Below are 21,990 nucleotides of genomic sequence, written 5' to 3' on the forward strand. Positions count from 1 at the left end.
TGACAAGGGGGACGTGTGTCGGTCCGGCACTGGACCGCGAATGCGATGGGATGGACGATGCCACAGAAGAAGGTTTTGGCCGTTGTGCTAGCCGGCGGCGAGGGAAAGCGCCTGATGCCGCTCACAGCCGACCGGGCCAAACCGGCCGTGCCCTTTGCGGGCAGCTACCGGCTGATCGATTTCGCGTTGTCCAACCTGGTCAATTCCGGATACCGGGAGATCGTGGTGCTGACGCAGTACAAATCGCACAGCCTGGACCGGCACATCTCCGAAACCTGGCGCATGGCCGCGCAGCTGGGCAACTACGTTGCCTCGGTACCGGCGCAGCAACGGCGGGGCAAGAGCTGGTTCCTGGGCAGCGCCAATGCCATCTACCAGTCCCTGAACCTGATCCACGACGCCCGGCCGGACATCGTGGTGGTGGTCGGCGCGGACCACGTCTACCGGATGGACTTCTCCCAGATGGTGGAGGAGCACATAGCGTCCGGCGCGGCCGCCAGTGTGGCCGCGGTGCGCCAGCCGCTCTCGCTGGCCAATCAGTTTGGCGTGATCGAGTCCGAGCCCGATGCCCCCACCAAGATCCGCGCCTTCGTGGAGAAGCCCGCGACCACTCCCGGCCTGGCGGATGACCCGGACAGCTTCCTGGCGTCCATGGGAAACTACGTCTTCAACACTGACGCTCTGCTGGAGGCCTTGGAGGCCGACGCCGAGCGCCTGGACACCAACCACGACATGGGCGGGGACATCATCCCCTACTTCGTGGAACGCGGCGAAGCGGCCGTCTACGATTTCACCGCGAACGACATTCCCGGCTCCACCGGGGCCGACCAACAGTACTGGCGCGACGTCGGCACGCTGGATTCCTACTACGAGGCCCACATGGACCTGATCAGCCCGCTGCCCGCCTTCAACCTCTACAACCTGCGCTGGCCGATCTATACGCGCCAGTCGGTGTCTCCCCCGGCCAAGCTGGTGCGCGGAGTCAGCGGCACCGCCGGCACGGCGCACGACTCCCTCCTGTCCCAGGGCGTGGTGGTTTCGGGAGCAGAAGTCACCGAGTCGGTGCTCTCCACCGACGTCTTCGTTGCCGAAGGCGCCCAGATCCACGGGAGCGTGCTGTTGGACAAGGTGACGGTGGGTGAGGGAGCCGTGGTCCGGAGGGCCATAGTGGACAAGAATGTCCGCATCCCGGCCGGTGCCACCATCGGCGTCGATCCGGAACTGGACCGCGCACGGGGCTTCACTGTCACCGAGTCCGGGCTGACCGTCCTGAGCAAGGACCAGAAGGTGATCCTCGGCCCCACGGCGAGCGCCGAGCACAAGGCTGCTTCTTTGTAACAGCGGGCACAAGTTCTTGGCCTTGTCCCCCCGCCCACCCTTTCTGTTGAAGGGAGGGTGCCGATTGTGCCCGGACCGCGGACTGCAGGCGGTACGGTAGCGAAGTGCCTCAACCTCAGTCACCGAAGCCCCGCCCTGCCCGGCCCGGACAGTCCGCGGGGCCGCAGGATCCGGGTCCGCGCGCCACGCCCTGGCTGCTCCGCGTCGGTCCGGGACTGCTCTTTGCAGCGGCCGCAGTAGTTGCCGCCCACGGCCTGCACTGGCTCGCGCCGGCCGTCCCGGTGATGAGCTTCGCCGTGGTCCTGGGGATCCTGGCGGCGAACCTGCCGCTTACTGCTTCGTGGACGCGTGGAGCGGCGCTTCCCGGGCTGGCTTTCTGCGGGCGGACGTTGATGCGTGCAGGGATTGTGCTGCTGGGTGCCCGGTTGGCGCTCTCGGACCTGGCCGAGCTGGGCTGGTTCGCCCTGGTGCTGGTGGTCCTGGTTCTGCTGCTGGCGTTCGGCGGAACCTACCTGCTGGCGCGCTGGCACCGTTTGCCCGGCGACCAGCCCGTGCTGCTGGCCGCCGGATTCTCCATCTGCGGGGCCTCGGCCATCGGCGCCGTCGCCGCTGCCCGGGGCAGCCGGAGCCAGGACACGCTGATGCCCGTCGCCCTGGTGACGCTGTGCGGCACGCTGGCCATCGGCGTCCTGCCGGCCGTCATGGCGGTCACCGGCATGACCCCGGAAGTGTTCGGCTTCTGGGCCGGGGCCTCCGTGCACGACGTCGGACAGGTGGTCGCCACCGCCCAGAGTGCCGGCACGGCGGCCCTGACCATCGCCGTCGTCGTCAAGCTCGCCCGCGTGGTGATGCTGGCACCCGTCACGGCCGCCTCGGCCTTGCACAGCCGGCGGAGGGCCAAGGCCGGCGCCGTCCACGCGGACGGGACCGTCGGGCCCGGCAAGCAGCCGCTGCTGGTGCCGCTCTTCGTGCTCGGTTTCCTCGCCCTGATGATGCTGCGCAGCGCGGGGTGGTTGCCGCAGCCGGTCCTGGACGGGATGGCGTCCGTGCAGGAACTCTTGCTGGCCGCAGCACTGTTCGGGCTGGGCGCTGCCGTCCGCCTGCGGGAACTACTCCGCTCCTCGCTGCCGGCCGTCTCCACGGCCCTGCTCTCCTGGCTGCTGATTGCCGGACTGGGGATCGGCGCAGCCTGGCTGGCGATGGGCGGACGCTAAGGGGCCGCGACCGGGCCCGCGCATGGTTAAATGGGCCGGATGACGAACCAGAACCTCAGCCGCGACGAAGCGGCCGCACGGTCACGCATCCTGCAGGTGGAGCGCTATGAGGTCTCGCTGGACCTGCGCAACGCCGAGGACCCCGACGCGCCGGGTTTCGTCTCCAGCACCGTCATCACGTTCAGCTGCAGCGAACCGGGCGCCACGGTGTTTGCCGACTTCATCCACGGCGGTGTCCACTCCGTCACGCTCAACGGCCGGCCCCTGGACCTCGACGACGTGGTGGACGGTTCCCGGATCACGCTGCCCGGCCTCGAGGCCGAGAACCAGGCCACGATCACGGGCACCGCTCTGTACAGCAGCAGCGGCGAAGGGCTCCACCGGTTCGTCGATCCGGAGGACGCGCGAACGTACCTCTACACCCAATACGAACCGGCCGACGCGCGCCGCGTCTTCGCCAATTTCGAGCAGCCGGACCTGAAGGCCAGCTTCAGCTTCCACGTGGCAGCCCCCGCCCACTGGCTGGTGGCCTCGAACGCCGCGGTGGCCGTGACCGAGCCGATGGGCTCCGCGCCCGGCTACTCCGTGCGCCGCTTCGAGCCGACGCCACGCATCTCCACCTACATCACCACCGTCCTGGCCGGGCCCTACCACGCGGCCACGGACAACTGGCAGGGCACCCTGCCCGACGGCGGACAACTGAGTGTGCCGCTTGGCGCCTACTGCCGGGCCTCGCTGGCCGACTCCTTCGATCCGGAGCAGATCTTCGCCGTCACCAAGACCGGCCTGGATTTTTTCCACGAACTTTTCGACTACCCCTACCCGTTCGGCAAGTACGAGCAGGCGTTCGTGCCCGAATACAACCTGGGCGCCATGGAGAACCCCGGCCTGGTCACCTTCACCGAGGCCTACGTGTTCTCCTCCCGGGCCACCGACGCCCAGTACCAGGCCCGCGCCAACACCATCCTGCACGAGATGGCGCACATGTGGTTCGGCGACCTGGTCACCATGAAGTGGTGGGACGACCTCTGGCTGAAGGAATCGTTCGCCGACTACATGGGGTCCCTGGCGTCCGCCGAGGCTACGCAATGGACCAACGCCTGGATCACCTTCGCCAGCCGGCGCAAGGGGTGGGCGTACGTGCAGGACCAGTTGCCCACCACCCACCCCATCGTCGCCGACATCCCTGACCTGGAAGCGGCCAAGCAGAACTTCGACGGCATCACGTATGCCAAGGGCGCCTCGGTGCTCAAACAGCTGGTGGCCTATGCCGGTTTCGACTCCTTCGTCGGTGCCTCGCGCCGGTATTTCCGCGAACATGCCTACGGCAATACGTCGCTGGCGGATTTCCTCACCGCCCTCAGCGCGGCTTCCGGCCGGGACATGGAGCAGTGGGCGCGGCAGTGGCTGCAAACCGCCGGCATCTCCACCCTGGGCGTGGACCTCGAGTACGACGGCGGTGCGATCGCCTCCGCGGGCGTCGTTCAGGAGGCGGTGGATCCGGTGACGCAGGAGCCGTCCTTCCGGCCGCACCGGTTGCGGCTGGGCCTGTACAACCCGGACGCCTCCGGCCGGTTGGTCCGCACGGACCAGCTGGAGCTGGACGTGGCGGGGCCGCGGACCGAGGTTCCGGAACTGGCGGGCCGGGACGTTCCCGCCCTGCTGCTGCTCAACGACGAGGACTTGAGCTACGCCAAGGTCGTCTTCGACGCCCGCTCCCTGGAAACGGTGCTTTCCGCCCTGGACCAGGTCACCGATCCGCTGGCCCGTGCCCTGTGCTGGTCGACCCTGTGGGACATGGCCCGCGACGGGCGCCTCCCCGCCGCCGACTACGTGGAGGCCGTGCAGCGGTTCGCACCGGCAGAAACCGAGAACAGCGTGCTGCAGGTGGTCTTGGACTGCGCCAAGACGGCGATGGACCGCTACGCGCCGGCGGGCCTCCGGACAGGCCTGCGGGAAGCCTTTCTGGCTGCCGCCCGCCGGGAGGCGGAAGCGGCGGAGCCGGGCAGCGACCGGCAGCTGACCTGGGCACGGTCGCTGGCAGCGGTCGCCCGCGCCAATGACGGCCAGGCGCCTTTCCTGCGCGGCCTGCTGGACAAGACCACCGTGCTGGAGGGGCTGAAGCTGGACACCGATTTACGCTGGCGCCTCTGGCAGGCGCTGGCGGCCACCGGCCACGCCTCGGCGGCGGAGCTGGATGCGGCCCTGGAAGCCGACCGCAACGCGGCGGCGCGTGCCGGCCATCTGGCCGCCATGACCGCGCGGCCCGCTCCGGAAGTGAAGGCCGAGGCCTGGCACACCGCGGTGCATACCGATTCGCTGTCCAACGAGCTGCTGGACGCCACCATCGATGGTTTCTGCCAGGGCCCGCCCGGGCTTCACGCCGGGTATGCCGAACCGTACTTTGAGGAACTCGATCGGATCTGGTCGGCGAAGAGCATCGAGATAGCGGGCAGGCTGGTTCGGGGGCTCTACCCCATCGCCCAGGACCTGGTCCCCGGACAGGCCCCTGCGGACCACCCCCTCGTCGTACGCACCGATGCCTGGCTCGACAGCCACGCGGAGGCGCCGGCCGCGCTTCGCCGCATCGTCGTTGAACAGCGCGACCATCTGCTCCGGGCACTGCGCGCGCAGCAGGCCGGCGCCCGGGGCTGAGCGCAGGGCGGCCGAGCGGACGACGGCTGCGGACGGCGGGCGAGCGGCTGCAGGTGTATCGGCGGCCTTTGGCGCGCCGGTAGCCGCTGCACGGTTCCCTGCGCAGCCTCCGTGGAATAGGCTGTCGTCTTCCAGGGACCCGGCCCCTTGGACGCCGGGGTTCAGGAGCAGGAGGATTCGTGCCGAGACTGCGAGTGCACAATTTTTCCGTATCGCTCGACGGCTACGCAGCCGGCCCGAACCAGAGCGTTGAGGACCCGTTGGGAGTGGGCGGCGAACAGCTGCACGAGTGGGTGTTCCGGACCGCGGCCGGCAAGCGGATGGGCGGCGAGGGCGGGGGTTCCACCGGGCTGGACAACGACTTTGTCGAGGCCGGGCAGGAGGGCATCGGGGCCACCATCATGGGCCGGAACATGTTCGGGCCGGTGCGCGGTGAGTGGCCCTCCGTGGAGTGGCGGGGCTGGTGGGGCGAAGACCCGCCGTTCCATCATCCGGTCTTCGTGCTGACGAACTACCCGCGGCCGCCCATCACCATGGCCGGCGGAACCGTCTTCCACTTTGTCGACGACGGGATCGAGTCCGCCCTGCACCAGGCCTTCGACTCCGCCGCCGGGCAGGACGTCCGGCTCGGCGGCGGCGCATCTGCAGTCCGTCAATACGTGCGAGCGCGGCTCGTGGACGAACTGCACCTGGCCATGGTGCCCGTTCTGCTCGGCTCCGGCGAGCGCGTGTTCGAGGATCTGGACGCCGCGGCTCTCGGCTACGAATGCGTCGAATTCGCCGCCTCGCCGGCCGCGGCTCACGCCCGCCTGGTCAGGAGCAGGGACCGGTAGCCCGGCCGCTTTGGCTACCGCCGCTCACCCTACGGTACGCGGTGCAGCCATTCTTCCGTGCCGAACTTGGTCTCCACGAGTTCCCGGGCCATGGCCAGCTCTTCCTCGGAAAAACCGCTGTCCTCGGCGGCATAGCGGTCCTTGAAGGTTCGGATCATCACGTCGATGATTTCCTCGCGGGTCAGGCCGGTCTGCCGGCGCAGCGGATCCACCCGCTTCTTGGCGCTGGCGATGCCCTTGTCGGAAATTTTTTCCTTGCCGATCCGAAGGACATCGGTCATCTTGTCCGCGTCGATGTCGTAGGACATGGTCACGTGGTGCAGCATCCCGCCATTGGCCAACCGCTTCTGCGCCGCGCCGCCGATCTTGCCCTCCGGCGTGGCGATGTCGTTGAGCGGCTGGTAGAACGCCTTGATGCCCACCTTCTCCAGCGACGCCATGACCCAGGCGTCGAGGTACGCGTAGGACGCTTCAAAGCTCTGCCCGTCCACCAGCGTCTGCGGCAGGTACAGCGAGTAGGTAATCGCGTTACCGCGTTCCATGAACATGGCGCCGCCGCCGCTGATCCGGCGCACCACGGTGATGCCGTGGCGTTCCACCCCGTCCGGGTCCACTTCGTTGCGGACCGATTGGAAGCTGCCGATCACCACCGACGGCGCCTCCCATTCCCAGAACCTCAGCGTCGGCGGGCGCTTCCCGGCCCCCACCTGGCGGGTCAGGACCTCGTCCATCGCGACGTGCAGGTGCGTCGGCAGCGGGGTGGGTGGAATAACCTGCCAGTGATGGTCAAGCCAACCGGTGGCCTTGTTGAGCGCGCGGCGCACGGCCACGGCAACCGCATCGGCCGAGAAGCCAAACATTTGCGCGTCCGGCCGCAGCGCGGCGTTAATCGCGCTGGCATAGTGGCCGTGGGGGCTTTCGATGCTCATCCCGTCAAGCGCTGCGTTGATGTCCGCCAGTGCTTCATCCGGTTCCAAAAAGAAGTCGCCGCTGACGGACGGCCGGGTGATCTGTCCGTCCGCCACCTCGAAGTCCACGACCACGAGCTTGCCGCCCTGGACCTTGTACTCTCCATGGCGGTGGTCGGTCATGTGCGCTCCTTGGCAGTCTTCGGGCTATCGTGGCGGGGACGGTACCGGCAGCCAGGCGGCTGCGGTCGACGGTTTTCCCAGTCTAATCAAGGCCCGCGGGCAGCCCGTCCGCGCGGGACTCAGGTTCCTCCCAGCTGCTGCCGGGGCTGTGCCCAGAACCCCCTCGTAGTGTCATAGACACCTCATCACGGTGCGAGTGAAAGAGGGGCCGGACGTGCCCGGTCCAAGCGCCGGCGGGTATTGGAGTAACCCCCCCCCAACCTCTCCACTACCCGCCGGCGCTTTTTCATGCCTTCTTCCCGTCGCCCGTATCGGCAAGCTTCAGCCCGATCACGCAGCCGATGATCCCGGCAACGAAGAGCAGTTTGAGCACGCTCGCGGGTTCTCCGCCGAACAGCATGGCGTAGCCGACGGTCAATGCTGCCCCGGCGCCGGTCCACACTGCATACGCCGTACCAATGGGGATGCCGCGCATGGCATAGCCCAGACCCACCATGCTCAGGGTCAGGGCCACGAAGAACACCACGGCGGGCCCCGTGCGGCTCAGTCCGTCCGACATCCCCAGCGCTGTTGCCCACACGGCTTCCAGGACGGCACTGATCAACAAAACAGTCCAATGCATGCCAGCCCCCTTAACCGATCGCCTTGAGGCCGACGACGCAGCCGATGATGCCCAGCAGCAGGAGTACGCGTATCAAGGTCGCCTTCTCGGCGCCGGTGACCATGGCAACCGCCGCGGTCAGCACCGCACCGATGCCGACCCAGACCGCATAGGCGGTCCCCACCGGTATGGCAGTCATGGCGTAGGCCAGGCCGGCCATGCTCAGGGCCATGGATACTACGAAAATGACGGTGGGCCAGAGCCGGCGGAAATTCTTTGATGCGCCCAGCGCCGTGGCCCAGACGGCTTCCAGGACGCCGGACAGAACAAGTATCAGCCATTCCATGTGTGATTCCTTTGGCCAGTCTTGTCGCACACCGGGTACTGAACCGTCGTCCGGAGACCCAAGGAACAGGTCTTGGACTTGAAAATAGCAAAGTACGACGCCGGTGCGCAGCTTTGGTGGCCAACCTCACCAGCCTGTGGCCTGGCCCCGGTCGTTGATGGCCCTCTAATCGTTTGTTGCTTTCCTGCGTTTCGCCAGGTGCCACGCAGCTCGAAGGGCCGATACAACTGCCATCACGAAGCCGAGCGCGCCTAGCCCGAGGAAAACCAGAACGAAACCGATCCTGAGAGGGGCAGGAGCCAGTCCTTGATCGGCCTCGCTGATTCCCCCGAAACCAATCCACGTAAACAAGGCCAACACGAGGCCAAGGAACACCATGGAGATGCCGGATGCGAAGGCTGCCGCAACGGGGATTTTTTTCATGAACTGCCCGCCCCTTTCGCTGCGTTTTAGGTGCATGCTGCGGACTCCTTGGGACATTGAACGGACGGCCACTCCTCGAACTATCGAATGATACGTCCTGTGGGGATACCCTGATCAGAAAAGCCTGGGCGCTGGAAGGCCGAAATTGGAAGAGGGCAATGCGTAGAACATTCAAGATCGCGGTTGCCTTAGTAATCGGCATGATCCTGGTCAGCGCCGGGTTATTCTTCATTGGATATCCGAAATGGGGAGGATATGCCATCGAGGGTTTGATGCTCATCGCCGTGGTGGTATTTGTAGCCCGGCTTGCGCTTGGAGGTAGAAAGAGCATGTCTCAACCGATGGCGGAGCCCGGAGAGACGCTCAACGATCTATACCTGGGCGCCACCTACACAGGCCCAAGACTCCTCGCCCCTCCCCGAGGAACGCCTGCAGAGTTGGTCATCGATGATGATGAGCGGTTGCAGTTCCTTGAGGCTGTCAAGAACGCAGACGAACGCTCACCACGTGACGTCCCTGGGGAACCGCACCGCCCCTAGGCTTTCCCGCAGCGCGTTCCCGGGAATTCCAATAACCAGCGCTCAGCCAAGCGAAACCACTTTCCTACTCGCCCTGCCTCGTTTTATCGATAGTTGGATTTGGGCCTGCATCACTCGACCATTCCGTCTGCGTAGTCGATGAGCTCCGGATCTTCGACGTGGGAAACGAAGGCCTGCCGCACAAAGGCAGGCCTTTTGTATGGCAGGATAATTCCCAGGCAATCGCACTGAATCCGTGCGTGACTGTTGCCGGACATATTCGGGGGAATACTTGCGCAAGACTCCGGGCCGAATGCTGGCCTCCATCCTTACCGCCGGAGCCCTGCTGCTTGGCGGGTTCACGTCCGCAGCCCCGGCTGAGGCCCTCGGGCCGAAAGCCACGGGGCCGAACGCCTCCTCGGTGCTGAACACCCTGCCGGTCAAGGGCAAGGCCGCCAAGACCGGCTATTCCCGGGACAAGTTCGGACCCTCATGGAAGGACACCGATCGCAACGGCTGCGATACCCGGAACGATATCCTCAAGCGCGACCTCACCAGGGACAGGTTTAAGCCCGGCACGAATAACTGCGTCATCGCTTCCGGGACCCTGAAGGATCCCTACACCGGCAAGACCATCAGCTACGTCCGCGGCGGCAACAAGGTCGACATCGACCACGTCGTGGCTCTGGGCCAGGCCTGGGTGTCCGGTGCCCAGAAGCTCTCCAGCGCCCAGCGCACCGCGCTGGCCAACGACCCGCTGAACCTGCTGGCCGTGGATTCCTCCGCGAATCGGGCCAAGGGCGACCGCGAGGCCAGTGCGTGGCTGCCCAAGAACAAGTCCTTCCGTTGTCCCCTCGTCGCCACCCAAATCGCGGTCAAGAAGAAGTACGCCCTGTCGGTCACTCCCGCAGAGAAGGCCGCTATGAAGCGGGTCCTCACCTCCTGCCCCGGGCAGAAGACGGTGAAGGTCACCGCCATCAAGCCGGCCAGCAAGGCAACGCCGACGAAGGCCGCCAAGCCCTCCACTGCATTGGAGGTCTCCCCCGGTGCTTTCTGCGCCTCGTCTATGAAGGGCAAGCGGGGCATCGGCAAGACCAATGGCAAGACCTACACCTGCAAGGCGTCCTCCACGGACAGCCGCCTCCGGTGGCGGGCCTGAACGGGGTTCAGGAGGAAAGGAAGCGCACGACGCGTGCGGGTGAACCTACAACGATGGAATTTTTGGGCACGTTTTTCGTAACTACGGAGGCAGCCGCCACGACAGCATTTTCGCCAATGGTCACGCCGGGCAGGATGGTGGCGTTCGATCCGATCCAGACATTGCGGTTGATGACGATGGGAGCCGGGTGCATGTCCCCGCGGCGGCTCGGCGCAAGGTCGTGGTTGAGTGTGGCCAAAACGGAGTTGTGCCCGATAAGACAGTCGTCACCAATCACCACGCCGCCCTGGTCCTGAAATTTGCAGCCTGAGTTGATGAAAATCCTCTTCCCGAGCGTGATGTTCTTCCCAAAGTCGGCGTAGAAAGGCGGGAAAACCGTCACGGATTCGTCAATCGGCTTGCCGGTCAGCTGAGTCAACAGCTCCCTCACCCGCGCAGGTTCCTGGTAGGCGCCATTAAGCTCGCCGGTAATACGCAGCGCATCCTGGCTGACCCGGTGCATGACGGCATGGAACGGCGAGCCCCCCGTGATGGTTTGGCGGGCGTTCAGGGCTTCAAGGAGATCTTCGAGTTCCATGGTGTCCTTCATGTTCATCCCGGAAGAGCTCGCCCAGACGTGGCCATGCATCCAGCGTATGTTGCAGCCGGCAGATGGCGACACCTCTCGGGGCATTACAATCCCCGGATTCGAAGGAACGCCGCGGCCTACAGCAGATCACTCGCCAGAGTCGTGTGCACATGCCGCTGTTGGTGGTGCTAACGAACCACCCACACATTGCGGCGAAAGCTGCCAACCATACGCCCATACCGTCCTAACGGGTGCGGTTATTGACTCTGTCCCTGTACCGTCCCGACCTGTTTCGGGGCCTACAGGCACAGCTCTGCCCTCCACCTCCCGAGCCTTCTAATGCGGTGTCCGATTCTCCAGAAACGTTCCTAAGCCCAGGCGCTCATGGAGAGACAGACAAACCCTACGGGCAGTACCCCAGACAGGGGACCACGACGGCAGGGGCTGGCAAATGCGTAGATGATTTTGGAAGGTTGTTCCGCTGGCGCTGCGCAACCCCAGCAGAAGTTAGAGGCCGAGGACAAGCGGGTTCCCGGCGGAGCCGCTTAGTTGATGTGCGGGGTGATGAGAGGCATGACATAGAGGGGTAGGACAAGGTTCACCAGGAGGCCGACGAAGCCGGTGGCGCCGATGCCGACAGCGGCACCCGACAGTGCCGGCCCGTTGCGCTGCCGCAAGCACATGGCCCGATGATGACCGCCGCAAGATCCAGGGCAATAACGACGCCCAAGCCGATGTACATCACGGTGAAGATGTTGTCGTAGTCCTCATGGTCGAGAGCCTATGCTGCCGGGCCTGCAGCCGTTGGAGGATGGCGTCACAGGCTCGACCCGCGTGGCACAAGTCGCCCCTACTCGGGGGCGCTGCGCTAGGCATCACATGGCTTAGCCATGGCCACTCCGCTGGAGCTATGCGGCCAAACCATGCATGCTGTGCGTCCGACCGGACCACCTCATGCCAATGACACTGTTGAGCGAACACTCGGAAGGAACGCGACGGACGACATCGCCCGAGTGCTCTTGCTAATTCCTGAGATGCCGATGAACATCACTGCGTGGGCTGTGCTGAAGGGCCTCCCAATCGGCCAGACGCAGTCAGTGAAGCCGTTCGGGGTCAGGCTCGATGGCCAGCCCGTGCACCGGTATCCCGGAACAACTTCCTACCCTTCGGCTGTGAGGCTGGCGCGAGCTTGAAGCCCTGTCCTAGCGAAGCTGTAGCTCGCACTCCCTGCCCGTCGGTATTCCGTCCAAGGTGAACCGTATCCTGAGGCTTCGTGCTGCTTCCGGGGGGTTGGGGAGATAAACCCAGGAGGCATCCCATTCGGTTCCGTCCCCGGCCACCTGCCCCTGTACGCACCGATACTCGGTGCCGCGGCCGTCATCCAAGAGCGCATTCACCCGTTCCAAGACCGGTACTCCAGGCATTGTGGGAGAAGGGCCCGCAGCTTCAATGCCCTGAGCCTTCATTCGCCTGATCCACGCGTCCCGTGTGTCTAGGAAGAGCACATCACGCCGCTGTGTCTCTTCGCCCCGGACGCCCGCCAGCCTGAGCCGTATACCCTTGCCACCCTCCGGGTGCTGAGGGCCGGGTGGCACATCGGTGTCGAGTTCGATGCCTCCAAAGCGCACATCAATACCGTCGCTGGTGGCAATGACGAGGTCGGCTGGGGCAAACACGATCGATGTCATAGCCCCCAGCATAGGAAAGTTCCCCCACGCGACGTATGGCCAGTGCAGAGGACCGACGAACTCCCTCTGACCGCCCCAGCGCAAACACCAAACTTTTGGAGCCACCGTCTGGGTGTTGGCCTATCCGGGCAAGAGTCGATTCCGATGTCGAGCATGCGACCAGGGCCTATCACCGGTGCGAGCATCCAGAGACTCTGGCTAGCCGCGCCGCCGTCTGAAATTAACCCGCACGGCCTCTCCAGGTGCGACGATGATCGAATGCAGAACAGGGCCGACTTGCTCCTTGAGGGACCGCGCGGGCGACGCCTATGCCTCGAGCTGGCGAAGGCGCTCAGCCCGGACGTCAGAACGGCCGCATCCAGGCTGGCATACGAACTCGATTCTGGAAGGGGCTCCTCAACAGTCCTGCTGACCGCCGGTCAAGGTGTTGCTCTCCCTCCTGCATCACCGAAAGAGTTTGCGGCAGCGATTGCTTCCCTGGATCCGGGTGCCCTGAAGGGTGTACTCATTCAATCGGCGCTGCAACTAGCCGTGGCGTCGGCCAGGTACTGGCAGGAGCCGGAGGGTGAAGACGTGCTCGCCGGGCAGCCCGACGTCGTCGGCGCCCTCTACCCCGTGGCCGAACAGGTCATGGATTCGTCGACGGGGCGGCAATGGGGTCTGCCTCGCCGGATCGAGCAGTGGGCAATTGACTGGCGATCGGCGGAGGATCCGTCGCCGCTGCCCAAAGACCCCCAGCGAACCTTGGCTGAGTGGGGACGTGGAGAGCGAGCCGAAGAAGCTCGGGCTGCGAAAGACCGGCCCGATGACCCCGGGGCACCTTGGTCCGGCACGTGGTGGTCTATCCCGCAGGGGTTGCTCCAGACCGTCGGGCAGATTCCGTCAGGGTTGGACCTCGTCGAAGACAGCCTTGGCGGGGAAGATGCCACCACCATCCCGGTCCGTGGAGTGGGGCGAACCTATGAGATCCGCACGGGGGATGACTGGATCCGCCTGTGCCGCGCCTTCCCCCTGGAGGTTACCGCCTCCCGCCGGCACGACTGGTACCGCACTACCGGACGGACCGGCCGATGGGTGATTCCGGACTGGGCACAAGTTGCGCAGGAATGGGATGCCGTCCACCTGACTGTTGTCGCATATCTCAACGGCGCCACGCGCCCGCTCCGGATTGATTCAGCCACGGCAAGTGTCGTCGCCGGGTGGAACCCCGATACCACGATCTGGCTCACCGACGTCGCACGCGAATGGGAAGGGCCCCGGCAAACGTGGCATCGTACGCCGCAGGGCGGCTGCTGGTCTCCGGGGTCACCGCAGACCGAGCCATGAACCAGCTGGCGCAGCACGGACTGAGCTGCGCCTCTTTGGTCACGCGATCAGCTCCCGCCCGGCAACCTACCCGTCGGCGGCGCAGAACAGCTGCAGTTCAGCGTCTCCGTCACGGATGTAGTGCAGCCCTGTGAACCCGTGTCCCCCGGCGAAGCGGGACTGCAGGGAGGCGCCGTCCTCCAGCTGGTACAGCATGGTCGCCAGCGCTTTGCCGGACTCGTCGGTAATGGCCAGCGAGACGGCGCGGCCGTCCGGGGCCTCCCCCGTGTAGCTTCCGGACAGCCGGAACGAGCCGGCGATCAACTGCTGCCGGTCCCCCGTCGTGCCGTCGACCCTGGGCAGGACCAACTGGCCGGCCTCTTCTCCGGCGCTGCCGCCAAAGTCCGGACGGTACTGCGTGGTGCAGGTGATTTCGGCCGGCAGTTGCTGTTGCCCTGCTGCGCATGCCGTGAGCAGAAGGGCGGAAACGGCCAGCGTGACCGGGCCCCCGATCGCCCGCGGGCGGCGATGGTCCCGGTGCCGCCCAGTGCGGACCGCTTCACGGTGTGGAGTTGGTGCCATGCCAGCAGCCTAACGTCGCGGCCGGCAGGGGACGCCAGGAGCCGGTGCACGACGCTCCAGGCCCCGGGCCACAAACCCGAGCCAATAGGCCGCCGCATTAAACGGCAAAGCCCGCACCGGGCGGTGCGGGCTTCGCTGAAGACTTGCGGGGAGAAGTGTTACTTCTTGCCGCCGAAGCCCTTGAAGCGTGCGTTGAAGCGCTCCACGCGGCCGGCGCTGTCCATGATGCGCTGCTTGCCGGTGTAGAACGGGTGGGACTCCGAGGAGATTTCAACCTCGATCAGCGGGTAGCTGTTGCCGTCTTCCCACTCCACCGTCCGCTTGGACGTCGCGGTGGACTTGGTCAGGAAGGAAACGCCGGAGGCCAGGTCGCGGAACACGACCGGGGCGTATGCCGGATGGATATCAGACTTCATAGTTGTACCTTTTCTACGCGCCCCTGGATTTTGCCAGCGGCTAGAAGGATGGAAAGATGGCAGCCCCATCAGGGCCAGCACACAACTCTACCGCATTCGGCGGGCTCACGTCGAAGTGACACGGCAGGCCCAGAACGCGACCGCGCTGGCGGCCGCAACGTTCAGGGAGTCCACTCCCGCACGCATGGGGATCATCACGGTCCAATCCACCCGGTCGAGCGTTTGCTCCTTCACGCCGGCGCCCTCGGTGCCCAGCACCAGCGCCAGCTTGTCGTAGCTGCGCCGTTCCAGCTCATCCAGGGCGATGGCGTCCTCGGTCAGCTCCAACGCCGCCGTGATGAACCCGGCGTCGCGGAGCGCGGCAATACCCTCCGGCCACTCCGTCAGCCGGGCCCACGGAATCTGGAAGACCGTGCCCATGGAGACCCGGATGCTGCGCCGGTACAACGGGTCGGCGCACTGTGGACTGAGCAGCACCGCGTCCATGCCCATGGCGGCGGCGGAGCGGAAGATCGCGCCCACGTTGGTGTGGTCCACGATGTCCTCCAGCACTGCCACCCGGCGGGCACCGGCCAGCACGTCCTCGACGGGCAGCGGTGCGGGCCGGTGCATGGCGGCCATCGCGCCGCGGTGCAGGTGGAATCCGGTGATCGCCTCCAGCACCTCGGGCGTCCCGACGAACACGGGCACCTCGGGGAACCGGTCGATCACATCCCGCAGGTCGTCCAGCCACTTGTCGGTCAGGAAGAAAGACCGCGGGGTGTGGCCGGCGGCGATGGCGCGGCGCAGCACCTTGGAGCTTTCGGCGATGTACATACCCTCGGCGGGCTCGCGGCGGCGGCGCAGCGCGGTGTCCGTCAGCTGCGCGTAGTCGGCCACCCGCGGATCGGCGGCGGAGTCCAGGCGCACCAGGTTCATGCGACGAGGTTCCTGACCAGCACGAACAGCGCCACCAGGCCAAGGGTGACAATGATGCTGCGCAGCACCACCGGCTTCAGCCGGCGTCCCACGGCGGAGCCAATCAGCGCACCGATCAGCGAACTGATGGCGATGACCAGCACCACCGGCCAGTCGATCCGGTCGAACGCGAAGAGCATGTAGGAGACGGCGGCGATGATGTTCACGCCCAGCACCAGCACGTTCTTCACCGCGTTGGCCTGCTGCAGGGTGCCGTGCAGGAAGACCCCGAGGATTCCCACCAGCAGCACGCCCTGCGCGGCCACGAAGTAGCCGCCGTAGACACCGGCGAAATAGACCAGCCCCAGCAGCAGCCACGGCCGCGGCCGGGTCCGGGCCTGCGCGGCCTGGCGGTCCCGCACCCAGGCCTGGAGCTTCGGTTGGAACACCACGAACAGCAGCGCCACCACGATCAGGAACGGGGCCGCCACGCCGAAGACTTCCTCCGGCAGGTGCAGCAGCAGCCAAGCGCCGGTGATCCCGCCCAGCAGTGAGGCCGGAAGCAGGATGGCCAGGGTGCGGCGCAGCCCGGCCAGTTCCCTCCGGTAGCCGTAGACGCCGCCCACATTGCCGGCGATCAGGCCCATCGCGTTCGAAATGGTCGCGGTCACCGGCGCATAGCCCAGCGCCACGAGAATGGGGAACGTGACCAGCGTGCCGGAGCCGACAATGCTGTTGATGGTGCCGGCCCACAGCCCGCCCAGCCCGATCAGGGCAGCGTTCAGCACATCCATGAGGCGGGCGCCGCCTAGGCGCGCTTGGCTACGGCAGTGTAGCGGCCGCCGTCGTGCTTGACGCTCAGCGGCATGTCGAAGGCGGTGCTCAGGTTCTCTTCGGTCAGCACCTCCGCGATGGGCCCCTGGGCCACCACCCCGCCCTCGCGCAGCAGCATGGCGTGGGTGAAGCCCGGCGGCACTTCCTCCAGGTGGTGGGTGACCAGCACCAGCGCCGGCGCGTCCTCGTCCCGGGCCAGTTCGCTCAGCCGCCGCACCAGATCCTCGCGGCCGGCCAGGTCCAGGCCGGCACCCGGCTCGTCCAGCAGCAGCAGTTCGGGATCGGACATCAGGGCCCGGGCAATCTGCACGCGCTTGCGTTCGCCCTCGCTCAGGGTGGCGAAGGTGCGGTTCATGAAGGTGGACATGCCCCAGGCGTCCAGCAGCCGGAAGGCCCGGCGCTCGTCCATCTTGTCGTACTGTTCGCGCCAGCGGCCGGTCACCCCGTAGGCGGCGGTGACCACCACATTGAGCACCTGCTCGTGCTCGGGGATCTGGCCCGCCAGCGCGGCGGAGGCCAGGCCGATCCGCGGCCGCAGCTCGAACACGTCGACCTTGCCCATGGTCTCGTCCAGGATCCCGGCGATCCCGCGGGTGGGATGCAGGCGTGCGCCGGCGATCTGCAGCAGCGTGGTCTTGCCCGCCCCGTTGGGGCCGAGCACTACCCAGCGCTCCCCCTCCTTGACCTGCCAGTCAATGCCGTCGAGCAGGGTTTTCCGCCCGCGGACAACAGTGACCCCGGCAAATTCAAGTACATCGCTCATATCAGTAGACAGTAGGCTAAAACGCGTAGTATTCGCCAAACGCGGCGCCGGAGCCTGCCATGATGGACCCGGCCCTCCCCCAAGCTTTGCGTAGAACGGAATCATCATGCCCTCGCTCCTCCGTGTCGTCTCCTACGGCCGGGAACTCCCCGACGCCTACCTCGCTGCCGTGCAGGCAGCGGTCACCGGAGCCGGCGGGAGCATCAGGGAGCTGGAGAACGCGGCCAACGACCGTTTCCAGGTCACCGTCCTGACGGTGGAGTACGACGGCGGTGCCTCCGACGGCGTCGCAGCCTTGCGGGCGGCGCTGGCCCCCGTCCTCACCGACGACCTGGGCACGGCCGTGATGGACGCGTCGCTGGCCGGGCCGCAGCGCAAGCTGCTGCTCATGGACGTGGACTCCACGCTCATCCAGCAGGAGGTCATCGAACTGCTGGCCGAGCATGCGGGCAAGCGCGAGGAGGTGGCCGCCGTGACCGAGGCGGCGATGCGCGGCGAACTGGACTTCGCCCAGAGCCTGCACGCCCGGGTGGCCACCCTGAAGGACCTTCCGCTCGACGTGATCGACCGTGTCCGTGCCGCGGTGCGGCTGACGGACGGCGCCCGGGAACTCGTGGAGGCTTTCCTGGCCGCCGGCCACGCGGTGGCCGTAGTCTCCGGCGGCTTCAGCCAGATCCTGGATCCGCTGGCCGCCGAGCTCAAGCTGACCTACCACCGGGCCAACCTGCTGGGCACCGACGCGGAGCTGCTGACCGGCACGGTGGACGGCGACGTGGTGGACCGGGCGGTGAAAGAGGCAGTGCTGCGCGAATGGGCCGCCGCGGAGGCCATCGACCTGGCGCAGACCATTGCCATCGGCGACGGCGCCAATGACCTGGACATGCTCGCGGCCGCCGGTCTCGGCGTGGCGTTCAACGCCAAGCCGGCGGTCCGGGCGGCCGCCGACGCCGCCATCAACATCCCCTACCTGGATGTGGCCCGCTACTTCGCCGGCGTCTGACACCGCCCGCGGAGTCTGACCCCGCCCGCGACGGCCGGACCCGCCATCCCGTGCCGGCCGGTTTTCGCCGGACGCGGACCCTACCGCAGGGCCACGTGCCGGAGTAGGGTCGGTTGAACCTCCCCGGACCGCGCCCGTGCTGCCGTCCTCCGGGCAGGGGTTCCCGGAACCTGCCGTGAAGGAGAACCAGCGATGGTCACGCACTCCACACCAACCGCCACCCTGGATCCGGACGCGGCCGAGACGTGCCGGCGCTTGGCGGCGCAGCTGCGGGTCGACTCCATCCGGGCCACCACCCGCGCCGGCTCCGGCCACGCCACCTCGTCGCTCTCGGCGGCCGACCTCATGGCGGTGCTCCTGGCGAACCACCTGCACTATGACTGGCAGCGGCCGGAGCTCGCCGCGAACGACCACTTGGTGTTCTCCAAGGGGCATGCCTCGCCGCTGCTCTATGCCATGTTCCGGGCCGCCGGAGTGATCGACGAAACGGAGCTGCTCGATTCCTACCGGCAGTTCGGCGGCCGGCTGCAGGGACATCCCACGCCGGCCCTGCCCTGGGTGGATGTGGCAACCGGATCACTCGGCCAGGGGCTGCCCGTGGCCGTCGGCATCGCCCTGGCCGGCAAGTACCTGGACCGGCTCCCCTACCGGACATGGGTCCTCTGCGGGGACAGCGAGATGACCGAAGGATCCATGTGGGAGGCGCTGGACAAGGCCGCCTACTACCGGCTGGGAAACCTGACGGCGATCGTGGATGTGAACCGGCTGGGCCAGAACGGGCCGACCGCACTGGGCTGGGACCTGGACCGGTACTCCGCAAGGATCAGGGCTTTCGGCGCGCAGCCGCTGCCGATCGACGGCCATGACCTCGCCGCCATCGACGAAGCCTTCGCCACCGCGCGTGAGACCACCGACCGGCCCAGCGTCATCCTGGCCCGCACGGTCAAGGGCAAGGGCGTTCCCGCGGTGGAGGACAGGGACGGCTGGCACGGTAAGGCGCTGCCGGAGGACGTCGCCGCGACCGCCATCGAGGCACTGGGCGGCCCGACCAGGCTGCGGATTACCCCGCTGCCGCCGGAACCCGGCGACCCGGCCATCACACCCAACCCCGCGGCCGCCGTCGCGCTGCCCGCCTACACGGCGGGCGATTCCGTCGCCACCCGGACCGCCTTCGGCGAGGCTCTGGCTGCCCTCGCCGCCCGGCCCGAGGTGGTGGTCCTGGACGGCGAGGTGGGCAACTCCACCAAGGCCGGGGAGTTCAGCAAGGCGGCGCCCGAGCGCTTCTTCGAGATGTTCATCTCCGAACAGCAGATGGTGGCGGCGGCGGCCGGACTCTCCGTGCGCGGGTATGTGCCGTTTGCCGCCAGTTTTGCAGCGTTCCTCGTCTCCCGCGGCTACGACTTCATCCGGATGGCCGGGGTATCCGAGGTGGACATCCGCCTGGTCGGCACCCATGCCGGCGTCGAAATCGGCCAGGACGGGCCGTCGCAGATGGCGCTGGAGGACCTGGCCGCGATGCGGGCGATCCACACCTCGACCGTCCTCTACCCCGCCGACGCGCCCTCGACCGCCGGTTTGGTCCGCGCCATGGCGGACACTTCCGGCATCTGCTACCTCCGGGCCACGCGGGGCGATTACCCCGTGCTGTACGGGGAGGGCGAAGAATTCCCCATCGGCGGGGCGAAGGTGCACCGGGCTACGGACGACGACGTCACCCTCGTCGGAGCGGGCGTCACCCTGCACGAATGCCTGGCCGCGGCCGCCCGGCTCGCCGACGACGGCATCGGCGCGCGGGTGGTCGATCTCTATTCGATCAAGCCCATCGACCACCAGACGCTGCTGGCGGCGTGCCGGGCCACGGGCGGCCGGATCATCACGGTGGAGGACCACTATCCGGAAGGCGGGCTCGGTTCGGCCGTGGCCGATTCCCTGACCCAGGCGCGGGTACCGGACCTCAAACTGGTCCGGCTGGCCGTGGAAGGCTTGCCGACTTCCGGTGCGCCACAGGACCTGCTGGACGCGGCGGGCATCTCGGCGCGGCACATAGCCGCCGCCGCGCGCCGACTGGTCCGGGAGTAGTCGGGTTCTTGCGGGCCCTTAGTCCTGCGCCTGCAGGAAGGACTCAGCCCCGCCCACGTATTCCGTGTGACCGGAGGGGACATCGGCGGTAACCATCTTGGCCACTTCCGCGCCGAACTCTTCCACCGAGTAGAGCTTGCCGGCCTCTGCCCGGCGGGCCTCGATCGCGCCGGGGCGGGCACGGTCCAGCAGCGTCGCGGTCACCGTGCCTTCGATCATGTCGCCGGACACGACCACCAGCGAGATGCCCTTGGCCTCCAGCTCCGGCAGCAGTTCGCGCAGCGCGTCTTCGCCGGCGCGCTTGCTCAGGGCCACCGGCTCATACTCCGGCATGGTCGGCACGGTACGGATGAAGTGGGCCTGATGGCTGGTGACGAACACAACCCGGGAGCCGGCCGGCATCGCCTCGGCCGCGGCCTTGAGCATGTTCACCTGCGCGTCGCGGTTCAGGCGCAGGGCATAGTCCTCGCCCATGCTGGACTCCATGCCGCCCGACGCGTTGAGCACCAGCACATCGACGCCGCCGAAGTTCTGCCTGGCGGCCTCGACCAGCGCCTCGGCGCCCTCTGCCGCGGTGAGGTCGGCGGCAACGGCGACGGCGCGGCCGCCGGCTTCCTCGATCTGCGCCACTACCTTGTTGGCGCGGGGTGCCTTCTGGCGGTAGTTGACTACCACCGACGCTCCCTCGGCGGCCAGGAGCTTGGCCACCTCCGCGCCGATGCCGCGCGATGATCCCGTTACAATTGCTGCTTTGCCGTCCAGTGCGCCCATGGCTGCTCCTCGAGGTTCTCAGTGGTGGTCCGGCCGGGCGCGTTGTAGGAAACGCCCAACCGGAAAAGGCTTCGGGTTCCATCTTGCCAGTCCCCGAAGCCTTATCCGTTGTCGGGAGCCGACAAAACGCAGGCCGAACACCTGCCCGAGCTGCCTAGTGGCCCATTCCCAGTCCGCCGTCCACCGGGATGACCGCGCCGGAGATGTAGGCGGCTTCTTCGCTGGCAATCCAGCGGACCACCTTCGCGACTTCTTCGGGCTCGGCGAAGCGGCCGGCCGGTATGGACGCCAGGTAGTTCTTCTGCGTGTCTTCCGGCAGCACGGCCGTCATTTCCGTGTTGACGAAGCCCGGGGCCACCACGTTGGCGGTGATGTTGCGCGATCCGAGCTCGCGGGTCAGCGAACGGGCGATGCCCACCAGGCCGGCCTTGGACGCGGCATAGTTGATCTGACCGGGCGACCCGTAGAGGCCCACCACCGAGGAGATCAGCACCACGCGGCCCTTCCGCAGCCTGATCATGCCCTTGGAGGCCCGCTTGATCACCCGGAACGCACCGGACAGGTTGGTATCCACAACGCTGGTGAAGTCTTCTTCGCTCATCCGCAGCAGCAGCATGTCGCGCGTGACGCCCGCATTCGCGACCAGGACCTCCACGGGACCGTGGGCAGCCTCGACCTCGGTGAAGGCAGCGTCCACGGACCCGGCATCGGTCACATCGGCCTTCACACCCAGGAGTCCGTCGGGAACCTCGCCGCTGCGGTAGGTGATCGCCACCTTGTCCCCGTTCGCTTCGAAGGCCCGGGCAATCGCCAGCCCGATTCCCCTGTTGCCGCCGGTGACCAGCACGCTGCGGCCGGGCTGCTGTTCGTTGCTCACTCTTACCTCCATCACGCTGCTGTTTTCCTATG

Annotated in this window: 23 protein-coding genes and 1 riboswitch; of the genes, 9 read left to right on the forward strand and 14 right to left on the reverse strand. The window is 66.9% G+C overall.

Annotation, left to right across the window (positions count from 1 at the left end; translation table 11 throughout):
* Positions 1-45 precede the first annotated feature (45 nt).
* The 4 genes from glgC (at position 46) to AC5RTY_RS06665 (ending at position 6,040) form a co-directional block, all read left to right on the forward strand.
* On the forward strand, positions 46-1,338 hold the full coding sequence (glgC, locus tag AC5RTY_RS06650) for a glucose-1-phosphate adenylyltransferase (RefSeq protein ID WP_494109238.1): 1,293 nt from the start codon (positions 46-48) through the stop codon (positions 1,336-1,338).
* 194 nt (positions 1,339-1,532) lie between these two features.
* On the forward strand, positions 1,533-2,552 hold the full coding sequence (locus AC5RTY_RS06655) for a YeiH family protein (protein ID WP_494109390.1): 1,020 nt from the start codon (positions 1,533-1,535) through the stop codon (positions 2,550-2,552).
* Positions 2,553-2,591: 39 nt separating this feature from the next.
* Positions 2,592-5,207, forward strand: a complete 2,616-nt coding sequence (pepN, locus tag AC5RTY_RS06660; RefSeq protein WP_494109237.1) for an aminopeptidase N — start codon at positions 2,592-2,594, stop codon at positions 5,205-5,207.
* Positions 5,208-5,386: 179 nt separating this feature from the next.
* Positions 5,387-6,040: a dihydrofolate reductase family protein gene (locus tag AC5RTY_RS06665; protein WP_493999681.1), complete on the forward strand. Its 654-nt coding sequence runs from the start codon at positions 5,387-5,389 to the stop codon at positions 6,038-6,040.
* Between the two features lie 29 nt (positions 6,041-6,069).
* On the opposite strand, the gene lplAB is transcribed toward AC5RTY_RS06665, so the two are convergent.
* The 4 genes from lplAB to AC5RTY_RS06685 form a co-directional block, all read right to left on the reverse strand.
* On the reverse strand, positions 6,070-7,131 hold the full coding sequence (gene lplAB / locus AC5RTY_RS06670) for a lipoate-protein ligase LplAB (RefSeq protein WP_493999680.1): 1,062 nt from the start codon (positions 7,129-7,131) through the stop codon (positions 6,070-6,072).
* 286 nt (positions 7,132-7,417) lie between these two features.
* Positions 7,418-7,753 (reverse strand): DMT family transporter, encoded by a 336-nt coding sequence (locus AC5RTY_RS06675; RefSeq protein ID WP_493999679.1) that lies wholly within the window; start codon positions 7,751-7,753, stop codon positions 7,418-7,420.
* Positions 7,754-7,763: 10 nt separating this feature from the next.
* Positions 7,764-8,078, reverse strand: a complete 315-nt coding sequence (locus tag AC5RTY_RS06680; RefSeq protein ID WP_493999678.1) for a DMT family transporter — start codon at positions 8,076-8,078, stop codon at positions 7,764-7,766.
* 10 nt (positions 8,079-8,088) lie between these two features.
* Positions 8,089-8,154: riboswitch (guanidine-III (ykkC-III) riboswitch) on the reverse strand.
* An 89-nt stretch (positions 8,155-8,243) separates the two neighbouring features.
* A complete protein-coding gene (locus tag AC5RTY_RS06685) occupies positions 8,244-8,537 on the reverse strand; it encodes a hypothetical protein (protein WP_493999677.1) in 294 nt (97 codons plus the stop codon).
* Between the two features lie 122 nt (positions 8,538-8,659).
* Here AC5RTY_RS06685 and AC5RTY_RS06690 point away from each other — a divergent pair, with 122 nt between their 5' ends.
* Positions 8,660-9,040, forward strand: a complete 381-nt coding sequence (locus AC5RTY_RS06690) for a hypothetical protein (protein WP_494109236.1) — start codon at positions 8,660-8,662, stop codon at positions 9,038-9,040.
* Between the two features lie 292 nt (positions 9,041-9,332).
* Positions 9,333-10,178: an HNH endonuclease family protein gene (locus AC5RTY_RS06695; RefSeq protein ID WP_493999675.1), complete on the forward strand. Its 846-nt coding sequence runs from the start codon at positions 9,333-9,335 to the stop codon at positions 10,176-10,178.
* A gap of 7 nt (positions 10,179-10,185) precedes the next feature.
* On the opposite strand, the gene AC5RTY_RS06700 is transcribed toward AC5RTY_RS06695, so the two are convergent.
* From AC5RTY_RS06700 to AC5RTY_RS06710, 3 genes are all read right to left on the reverse strand, one after another.
* Positions 10,186-10,755: a DapH/DapD/GlmU-related protein gene (locus AC5RTY_RS06700; RefSeq protein ID WP_494109235.1), complete on the reverse strand. Its 570-nt coding sequence runs from the start codon at positions 10,753-10,755 to the stop codon at positions 10,186-10,188.
* A gap of 536 nt (positions 10,756-11,291) precedes the next feature.
* On the reverse strand, positions 11,292-11,429 hold the full coding sequence (locus AC5RTY_RS06705; RefSeq protein WP_493999673.1) for a hypothetical protein: 138 nt from the start codon (positions 11,427-11,429) through the stop codon (positions 11,292-11,294).
* Between the two features lie 519 nt (positions 11,430-11,948).
* Entirely contained in the window at positions 11,949-12,434 is a 486-nt protein-coding gene (locus AC5RTY_RS06710; protein WP_494109233.1) for a hypothetical protein, read from the reverse strand.
* Positions 12,435-12,965: 531 nt separating this feature from the next.
* Between AC5RTY_RS06710 and AC5RTY_RS06715 the strand changes: the two genes are divergently transcribed.
* Positions 12,966-13,760 carry a hypothetical protein gene (locus AC5RTY_RS06715; protein ID WP_493999671.1) on the forward strand — a complete coding sequence of 265 codons (795 nt, stop codon included), beginning with the start codon at positions 12,966-12,968 and terminating at the stop codon, positions 13,758-13,760.
* A 66-nt stretch (positions 13,761-13,826) separates the two neighbouring features.
* Here AC5RTY_RS06715 and AC5RTY_RS06720 read toward each other — a convergent pair whose 3' ends face one another.
* From AC5RTY_RS06720 to AC5RTY_RS06740, 5 genes are all read right to left on the reverse strand, one after another.
* The gene (locus tag AC5RTY_RS06720) at positions 13,827-14,321 is read right to left on the reverse strand and encodes a hypothetical protein (RefSeq protein ID WP_494074514.1); all 495 of its coding nucleotides are present in this window, start codon (positions 14,319-14,321) and stop codon (positions 13,827-13,829) included.
* A 158-nt stretch (positions 14,322-14,479) separates the two neighbouring features.
* A complete protein-coding gene (locus tag AC5RTY_RS06725; RefSeq protein ID WP_493978504.1) occupies positions 14,480-14,737 on the reverse strand; it encodes a type B 50S ribosomal protein L31 in 258 nt (85 codons plus the stop codon).
* Positions 14,738-14,842: 105 nt separating this feature from the next.
* Entirely contained in the window at positions 14,843-15,655 is an 813-nt protein-coding gene (locus AC5RTY_RS06730; RefSeq protein ID WP_494139265.1) for a TrmH family RNA methyltransferase, read from the reverse strand.
* Positions 15,652-16,428, reverse strand: a complete 777-nt coding sequence (locus AC5RTY_RS06735) for a sulfite exporter TauE/SafE family protein (protein WP_494049978.1) — start codon at positions 16,426-16,428, stop codon at positions 15,652-15,654. The genes AC5RTY_RS06730 and AC5RTY_RS06735 overlap by 4 nt, the downstream gene beginning before the upstream one ends.
* Before the next feature lie 14 nt (positions 16,429-16,442).
* A complete protein-coding gene (locus AC5RTY_RS06740) occupies positions 16,443-17,231 on the reverse strand; it encodes an ABC transporter ATP-binding protein (RefSeq protein WP_493999667.1) in 789 nt (262 codons plus the stop codon).
* Positions 17,232-17,337: 106 nt separating this feature from the next.
* On the opposite strand from AC5RTY_RS06740, the gene serB reads away from it, so the two are divergent.
* Both serB and AC5RTY_RS06750 read left to right on the forward strand, forming a co-directional pair.
* Positions 17,338-18,231 (forward strand): phosphoserine phosphatase SerB, encoded by an 894-nt coding sequence (gene serB / locus AC5RTY_RS06745; protein WP_494025890.1) that lies wholly within the window; start codon positions 17,338-17,340, stop codon positions 18,229-18,231.
* Positions 18,232-18,423: 192 nt separating this feature from the next.
* On the forward strand, positions 18,424-20,310 hold the full coding sequence (locus AC5RTY_RS06750) for a transketolase (protein ID WP_494049979.1): 1,887 nt from the start codon (positions 18,424-18,426) through the stop codon (positions 20,308-20,310).
* An 18-nt stretch (positions 20,311-20,328) separates the two neighbouring features.
* Here AC5RTY_RS06750 and AC5RTY_RS06755 read toward each other — a convergent pair whose 3' ends face one another.
* Together AC5RTY_RS06755 and AC5RTY_RS06760 are read right to left on the reverse strand one after the other, a co-directional pair.
* A complete protein-coding gene (locus AC5RTY_RS06755; RefSeq protein ID WP_494025888.1) occupies positions 20,329-21,081 on the reverse strand; it encodes an SDR family oxidoreductase in 753 nt (250 codons plus the stop codon).
* Positions 21,082-21,235: 154 nt separating this feature from the next.
* Positions 21,236-21,958 (reverse strand): beta-ketoacyl-ACP reductase, encoded by a 723-nt coding sequence (locus AC5RTY_RS06760; protein WP_494049980.1) that lies wholly within the window; start codon positions 21,956-21,958, stop codon positions 21,236-21,238.
* Between the last annotated feature and the right edge of the window lie 32 nt (positions 21,959-21,990).

Source organism: Arthrobacter sp. Y3224055 (assembly GCF_059090825.1).